This window comes from Mycobacterium sp. (genome assembly GCF_049585075.1).
Taxonomy (GTDB): Bacteria; Actinomycetota; Actinomycetes; order Mycobacteriales; family Mycobacteriaceae; genus Mycobacterium.
In genome coordinates this window covers 1-7,418 of the sequence record NZ_JBAUZA010000357.1, presented here as the reverse complement: position 1 = coordinate 7,418, position 7,418 = coordinate 1, and the positions used below count along the sequence as shown (strand labels likewise).

The window sequence follows — 7,418 nt, the reverse complement described above, 5'->3', positions numbered from 1 at the left end:
CACCATATGTGACCTGGCTCAGCGCCACCGGCGATCAGGCTGGCCAGGCCGCGGCACAAGCCGCGGCGGCGACCGGAGCATATGAAACCGCTTACGCCGCAACAGTTCCGCCGACGGTGATCGCCGCGAATCGGAGCCTGTTGGCAATGCTCGTCGCGACGAATTTCCTCGGGCAGAACACCCCGGCCATCGCCGCCACCGAGGCCCACTACGGCGAAATGTGGGCGCAGGACGCCGCGGCGATGTACGGCTACGCCAGCGCCTCGGCGAGCGCCGCGCAGGTGGCACCGTTCGGCACGCCACCGCAAACCACCAACCCGACAGGGCTGACAGGACAGGCCTTCGCGGCCGCCCAGGCCGCCGGCACCTCCGGCGGGACCGATGCCGAGACGCTCATGTCGTCGGGTCCGCAGCTGATTTCCGGAATGCCCCAAACCTTGCAAAGCCTTGCATCACCCCAGGGCATCGAAAGCCTCGCATCGTCCGCGACCGATTCGACGTCGTCGTCGTCCTCGACATCGTCATTGTCGATGCTGAACAGCCTGAGCACACCATTGCGGATGGCGACAATGCCGATGAGCATGCTCTCCCGGCTGTTCACCGCGGGCAGCACGGCAAACGCCGCTCGCGCTGTCAACACCGCGGCCAACGAGTTGGGGGTCGTCCAGTCGGCTGGGAGCAGCAGCCTGCTCGCGCCGACCGGCTTCGCCGGTATGGCTACGCCCGCCATTACTGCTGGGCTGGGTCAGGCCACTTCTGTCGGCCCGCTGTCGGTGCCATCCAGCTGGACGGGCGCAGTTCCTGCTACGAGCGCGGCCACGGCGACGCCGTTCGGCGGCAGCGCCATCCCGGCAGCGCACGCGGGCGCACCGAGTGCGATGCCCCCGATGATGCCGATCACCAATCTCGCCGGACGCACCAGTTCGGCTGCGCCAAGCCGGTTTGAGCTCCGTTCCACGGTGGTTCCGTTCTCACCGGCCGGCGGGTGATCTGGGCCACTTAGGCTCCGGCATCCAGCGGCCAGCGGATGGCGGAAAGCCCAACAATGGATGAACGGCAGTTGCGCGCGGATGAATAGTGGCTGTCCGGTTATGAATAGTCGGCGTCGGTAGCGGCGACGGCCCCAATCGCCATCTAATGTCGCAGGCGAGCGACTGTTTCAGTGACGAGCACGCGTGCTCAATGTTGTTGCCGCCGAGGGTTACCGAAGAAAGAAAGTGCATTTCGTCTGTGACCACTTACCGCGCTTTACTGTGCAGTTCAAGACAACGCTGGGGGGCCGCCTCGGGTTGCTGTCGGCCGAACCGGCCAACGCGATCGTGGCTTCCTGACGGAGGGGTTTAGTGCTGGATTTCGGGCTGTTACCGCCGGAGGTTAATTCGGGCCGGATGTATTCGGGTCCTGGCCCCGGGCCAATGCTGGCTGCCGCCGAGGCATGGGACGGGCTGGCTGCCGAACTGGGTATTGCATCCACCGGTTACGGGTCGACGATTGCCGAGTTGACCGGTGGTCCGTGGATTGGTCCGACGTCGGTGACGATGCTGTCCGCCGTCGCGCCTTACATCAACTGGCTCAGCACCACCGCCGCTCAGGCCGAGGAGACCGCCAACCAGGCCCGCGCAGCCGTGGCCGCCTACGAAGCGGCGTTCGCAATGACCGTGCCCCCACCGGTCATCGAGGCCAACCGCGCCCTGCTGATGGCGTTGATCGCCACCAACTTCTTCGGCCAAAACACCCCGGCCATCATGGCCACCGAGGCCCTCTACGCCGAAATGTGGGCCCAAGACGCCGCGGCCATGTACGGCTACGCCGGCGCCGCAGCAGCCGCCTCCCAGGTGACCCCCTTCGCCACCCCACCACAGACCACCAGCCAGGACGCCAACAGCAGCCAAGCCGCCGCCGTCGCCCAAGCCACCGAAACCAGCGCCGGCAACGCCGCCCAAACCACCGCGCAAAGCGCCGCATCGACAACCGGTTCGACGACCTCGACCTCCACCACACCGCTGGCCGCCAGCGCCACCGCAACCCAAACCACCGCGGTCCCCGTCGCAACGACGGGCAGCACGACCGGCGCCACCACCACGACCGGCGGCGGCTTCCTGGGCACCGGCGAAACGTTTTGGCAATGGGTCGGCAGCGGCGGCTGGCTGGGCACCAGCGTTACCAACCCACAGATCGATACCCTGAGACGAACGTTCCAGGCGTACTTCGGGGTGGGTCTCGGGCAATTCGGCGCGAGCATCGGACAGCAGACGACATTCGGTCTGGGCACCACGGCCGGCTCGGGCGGTGCCTGGTATCCCACACCGCAATTCGCCGGTCTGGCCCCCTTCGGCCACGGCACACCGGTGTCGGCAGGTATCGGCCAGGCCAGCACCCTCGGGCGGCTGTCGGTCCCTCCGAGTTGGCCTGCTACGACGCCGCCAGCGATGGAGGCCGAGGGCCCGGCGATGCTCACCAACTCGGTCCGTCCGATCGCACCAACGTCGAATGCCATGCTCAACGGGATGCCAATGAGCAACGCCGTCAGCGGCCGACGCACCAGCGGCTTCGTCGTCCGATACGGCTTCCGCCACGCCGTCATGCCACGCCCACCCTCGGCCGGCTAATGCAGTCACCGGTTTCGAGCGAAGTGAGCGCCGGGCCATCGCAATTGGCCGCTGCGGGCACCCGCACCGGTAGCCCTTTATCCGCGACAAGATTTTTATCCGCCACCGGCAATAAGCGGCTTACGCTGCCCACAAATCGTGCGTCGACGACGGTCGTCGGAATCGGTGTGTTCCTGCAGATCGCGGCACGTCGTACGGACAACCAAATTCATGATGAACACCTGATACCAGCGGATGAACAGTGGCGGTATAGGTGTGAACAGTTGGCCTCGTCAGGGCGTTGTCCAACAGTGACCATCTAACCTCTTATCAGACGGCCTTTGTCGTGCCTGAAGGTCGAAAAACTTACGGTTATTGAGGAGGAAACCGGATGTCGTTCGTGACCACGCAGCCGGAAGCATTGTCGGCAGCGGCCGGCAGCCTGCAGGGGATCGGCTCAGGGGTGAACGCACAGAATGCCGCCGCAGCGGCCCCGACCACCGGGGTGGTTCCCGCTGCCGCCGACGAGGTTTCGGCGCTGACGGCGGCGCAGTTCGTTGCGCACGCCCAGCTGTATCAAGCGGTCAGCGCGCAGGCCGCAGCCATTCACGAGATGTTCGTGAACACGCTGGGCACCAGCGCCGGGTCCTACGCAGCCACCGAGGCCGCCAACGCGGCTGCCGCTCTCTAGGGGGAAAAGACCAGTGGTGGATTTTGGGGCGCTACCGCCCGAGATCAACTCGGCCCGCATGTATGCCGGTCCGGGTTCGTCGTCGCTGCAAGCCGCCGCAACAGCGTGGAATGGGCTTGCCGCAGAGTTGAGTTCGGCCGCGACCGGTTACGACAAGGTGGTCACACAGCTGGTCAGCGACGAGTGGATGGGGCCGGCATCGACGTCGATGGCAAGCTCCGCGCAACAGTATGTGTCGTGGTTGAGCAGCACCGCCGCGCAGGCCGAGCAAGCGGCCACCCAGGCCAGGACAGCTGCCGCTGCCTACGAGCAGGCGTTCGCGGCGACGGTTCCGCCGCCGGTTGTGCTGGCTAACCGTGCCGAGACCGCCGCAGCGGTGCAGGCCAACGTATTCGGTCAGTACACCCCGTTGATTGCGCAGCTCGAGGCGCAATACGGCGAGATGTGGGCCCAGGACTCCGCGGCGATGTATGCCTATGCGGGCCAGTCGGCGGCTGCCGCCCAGGCGACGCCGTTCGCCTCGCCAACGGCAACAACCAACGCCGCAGGGACGGCCGCCCAATCCGCCGCGGTCAGTGCGGCCCAGGGCAACTCAGCCGCCACCAGCTCCCAGAACATCTTGTCGCAGCTCACCTCGTCGCTGCAGAGTTCGTTGCAAGGCCTCGCGTCGCCCACCTCGGCGGCCACCACGGCGACCGACCCCTTTACACAGCTTTTTGCGTTCATCTTCGGGACGACGGTCATCCCGACGTCGCTGTCAGCGTTGGTCAACGATTACGCGCCCTACGCAAGCTTCTTCTACAACACCGAGGGTTTGCCGTACTTCAGCATTGGTATGGGCAACAACTTTGTTCAGATCGCGAAGACCACGGGCCTGCTCAGCGGTCCCGCCGCGGCCGCCGCGGCCCCTGCCGCAACCGGCGGCTTAGGTGGCCTTGGCGGCATGCTGGGCGGTGGCGGCGGCGGTGCCGTCGGCTCAGGAGTGGCCGCCAATTTGGGCAGCGCCGGTGCGGTCGGCAAATTGGCGGTGCCGCCGTCGTGGATCGGCGGAGCTCCGTTGGCGGCCCCGCATGCACCGCTCGCGATCAGCAGCGTCAGCGCCGCCCCGGAAAGCGGCGGTGCCGGAAACCTGCTCGGCGGTATGCCACTGGCTGGTGCCGGCATGGGGCAGTTAGGTGGATCCGGTCCCCGCTATGGGTTCAAACCCACAGTGATGGCCCGGCCACCGTTCGCCGGCTGATCACTAGGCCGCGCAGCCACGCTCGACGCGTAACTCGTTGAGTCAACGGCGATCGCGCTGGGGTTCCATGATGGCCCCGAGCCGCGGACGCCGTTGATTCATTCGCGCGCTATCGACCGGATCAAGGTAAATGCTCGGCGTCAATTGGTGTCGCTTCTGTGGCCCAAACATGAACAGTAGGAATATCTTCCGGAGACCTAGAGACATATGGAAGTAGGGGAGTAGGTTTCGGATGGGTGAACAATCGGGGTCACGGGCAGGAGAGACTCATGGTGCAACCGGCTAATTCATCTGCTTCTCTGGCATTGTCGCGGAGGCCCCGAAATAGCCGCGGGCCATGGGCTGCACCCGCCGAATACAACCAGGCTCGGCTAGGCGCGAAAGTCGTTAACGGTCGTCGGACGCTGGCATCGGCCACCGTAATGCCGCGCCCGGTGACGCCTGCCGAGGTCGCTCAGGCCCGGGTCTTCGAAAGGCTTCTCCTGGCCGAGTCCGCCGAGTTACACGACCTCGCGCACCGGATACCGGGGCCTGCGGATCGACACCTCGGCAACGACTGCTCCGCGCCGTGGGACCTGATTCAGATCCGCGCGCGCATGGACGAAGTCCAGCGTCTGCTCCAGGCGTTGCGGGGGCGGTTCCCGCAACTGCCGGACACTGAACGGTGATCGACGTCAACTAGCAGGTGCTGCAAGCCAATTCAATCCTCTTCCAGGATTAGTGCCATCTCCGGGCAGGCTGCGACACCGTCGCGAGTCGCCTGCTTGTCCTCGAGAGGCACCTCGTGTTCTTCGAGGATGGAATAGCCGGACTCGTCGATGGGAAAAAGTCTCGGGTCGACCGCATAACACTGCGCATGCCCAACGCATTTCGATTGTTCGAGACGAACCTTCATCGCGCTGTCCTCCCTCGACCGGACACCTGCCGATTCTAGAAGACACTTACCATGTTGAAAGTCGCGCGGCCGCGCAGGCGGAGGCGAACCACGACAACGGACGACGGGAAGAGCGGGTATGAGCACCCTGAATGAAAGCCTCTACGGAGACTTTCACCTGCCGCGCCTTGAATACACCTCCCTGCCGATGCGCGCCGACCGCGGCGTGGGGTGGAAGGTGTTGCGAGACGCCGGGCCGGTGGTGTTCATGAACGGCTATTACTACCTGACCCGCCGCGAGGACGTCCTGGCAGCGTTGCGCAACCCCAAGGTCTTTTCGTCGCGACTGGCTCTTCAACCTCCGGGCAGCCCGATACCGGTAGTTCCCCTGGCGTTCGACCCGCCAGAACACACCCGGTACCGCAAAATCCTGCAGCCGTTCTTCAGCCCGCACGGATTGAGCAAGTCACGACCGGTGCTCCAGCGGCACGCCGCTGAGATGATCGGCACCCTCGCCGACAGAGGCGAGTGCGAGGTCATGAAGGATCTGGCGAGCCTGTATCCCTTCCAGGTGTTCCTGGACCTCTACGGCCTGCCGTTGGAGGACCGCGACATGCTGATCGCCTGGAAAGACACCATCATCGCCGACAAACCGTACGTCACCGCGACCGATGTCGCGGAGCCGGCCCGCGCAATGTTCGAGTACCTCACGGACGTGATCAAGCGCCGCCGGCAAAACCCTGGTTCGGACATGTTGTCTGCGGTGATGGCCAGTGACGGCGATTTCACAGACCTGGAACTGCTGGGCATGAGCCACCTGCTAATCCTGGCCGGGTTGGACACCGTGACCGCGTCGATCGGTTTCTCGCTGCTGGAGCTGGCGCGCAGACCGGACCTACGGAGGATGCTTCGGGACAACCCGAAGCAGATCCGGGTTTTCATCGAAGAGATCGTCCGCCTTGAGCCGTCCGCACCGGTGGCGCCCCGGGTGCTTACCGAGACCACCGTTGTTGGCGGCATGATGTTGCCCAAGGGCTCTTCGGTGCACTTGTGTATGGCCGCCATCAACCGCGACGGCAGTGACTCGATCTCGACTGACGAACTCGTCATGGACGGTAAGGTGCACCGGCACTGGGGATTCGGCGGCGGACCGCACCGCTGCCTGGGTTCTCACCTGGGCCGGATGGAGCTGACCGTGATCGTCGACGAATGGCTCAAGCAAATCCCGGAGTTCCACCTGGCCCCCGGCTACGAGCCCGGAATCCGTTTTCCCAGTAAGACTTTCGCGCTAGAGAGTTTGCCGCTGATTTTCGACTGACCGGCAAACGCCAATGGGCGTCAGCGGGTCGGCGTCGGCGTAGCCGGCTCAGGTGGCGCGATCGGCGGCGGACTTGGCACCGCTACTCTCGGCGGTACCTCGCCGACGTGCGCGGCTACCGCCGGGATCTCGATCGTCGCACCCTGTTGGCCGCATTCGTCGCTGTTGACGGTGACCGTCATCGTGCCGCGCAGCGCGCCGTGCGATTGCTCCAGCCGGATTGTCTGCGTGGTGGTTTGTTTGGCCGGCGCTCCATTGGGCCCGAGGCAGGCGAACACCACCTTGTCCGGCCGCGACTGCCAGGCCCCGTCGCGGAAATCCAGCACCAGCGGCTTATCACCACTTGCCGGGCTCAGATTTTGATGGTCGTTGTCGTCCAGCATGGTCCCGGTCGCAACGCAGGCGGTCGGTGTGCACGAAGTTCGGAAAGCCCACCAGGTGCTGACGTTTGGCGGTTGCGGGTCGGGAGTGCTGTCATAGGTCTGCTGTTCGCGATTGACCTCGACGCGGTAGGACCCGTCGAGCGCTTCTCCCGGACCGGGAAAGTTACGGCTGCTGGTCGTCGTCGGGGCAGCGGCTGGGGCGGAGCTTCGGATCGCCGTCAGCGGGGCGGAGGCTTGTTTGGGCCCGGTGTCGTTGCTGCGGCCGATCACGACGCCGACGGCGAGTAGCCCGAGGCACAGGGCAGCCGCCGCGCTGCCCAACCC

7 protein-coding genes and 1 pseudogene are annotated in these 7,418 nt (G+C 65.3%); 6 read left to right on the top strand and 2 right to left on the bottom strand.

The genetic code is table 11. The annotated features are described in order from the left end of the window. The 5 genes from WB785_RS16805 to WB785_RS16785 all read left to right on the top strand — a co-directional run. Positions 1–989 (top strand): PPE family protein (locus WB785_RS16805; protein WP_424080445.1); only part of this gene is annotated, 989 nt, incomplete at its 5' end. A 354-nt stretch (positions 990–1,343) separates the two neighbouring features. Next, positions 1,344–2,609, top strand: a complete 1,266-nt coding sequence (locus WB785_RS16800; protein ID WP_424080444.1) for a PPE family protein — start codon at positions 1,344–1,346, stop codon at positions 2,607–2,609. Between the two features lie 370 nt (positions 2,610–2,979). Beyond that, positions 2,980–3,279 (top strand): PE family protein, encoded by a 300-nt coding sequence (locus tag WB785_RS16795; RefSeq protein WP_424080443.1) that lies wholly within the window; start codon positions 2,980–2,982, stop codon positions 3,277–3,279. Between the two features lie 16 nt (positions 3,280–3,295). Beyond that, positions 3,296–4,519, top strand: a complete 1,224-nt coding sequence (locus WB785_RS16790) for a PPE family protein (protein WP_424080446.1) — start codon at positions 3,296–3,298, stop codon at positions 4,517–4,519. Between the two features lie 434 nt (positions 4,520–4,953). Further along, positions 4,954–5,187 (top strand): hypothetical protein, encoded by a 234-nt coding sequence (locus tag WB785_RS16785; protein ID WP_424080442.1) that lies wholly within the window; start codon positions 4,954–4,956, stop codon positions 5,185–5,187. A gap of 32 nt (positions 5,188–5,219) precedes the next feature. Here the strand turns inward: WB785_RS16785 and WB785_RS16780 are convergent, their stop codons facing one another. After that, the gene (locus WB785_RS16780) at positions 5,220–5,414 is read right to left on the bottom strand and encodes a ferredoxin (RefSeq protein WP_424080441.1); all 195 of its coding nucleotides are present in this window, start codon (positions 5,412–5,414) and stop codon (positions 5,220–5,222) included. A 118-nt stretch (positions 5,415–5,532) separates the two neighbouring features. Between WB785_RS16780 and WB785_RS16775 the strand changes: the two genes are divergently transcribed. After that, a complete protein-coding gene (locus WB785_RS16775; protein WP_424080440.1) occupies positions 5,533–6,711 on the top strand; it encodes a cytochrome P450 in 1,179 nt (392 codons plus the stop codon). 20 nt (positions 6,712–6,731) lie between these two features. On the opposite strand, the pseudogene WB785_RS16770 reads toward WB785_RS16775, so the two are convergent. Next, positions 6,732–7,418, bottom strand: a pseudogene (locus WB785_RS16770) (serine/threonine protein kinase); the annotation flags it as partial.

Bases quoted from the DNA above. Each gene is read 5' to 3' on its own strand.
- WB785_RS16780 (WP_424080441.1), bottom strand. From the start codon at position 5,414: ATGAAGGTTCGTCTCGAACAATCGAAATGCGTTGGGCATGCGCAGTGT.
- WB785_RS16775 (WP_424080440.1), top strand. From the start codon at position 5,533: ATGAGCACCCTGAATGAAAGCCTCTACGGAGACTTTCACCTGCCGCGC.
- WB785_RS16795 (WP_424080443.1), top strand. From the start codon at position 2,980: ATGTCGTTCGTGACCACGCAGCCGGAAGCATTGTCGGCAGCGGCCGGC.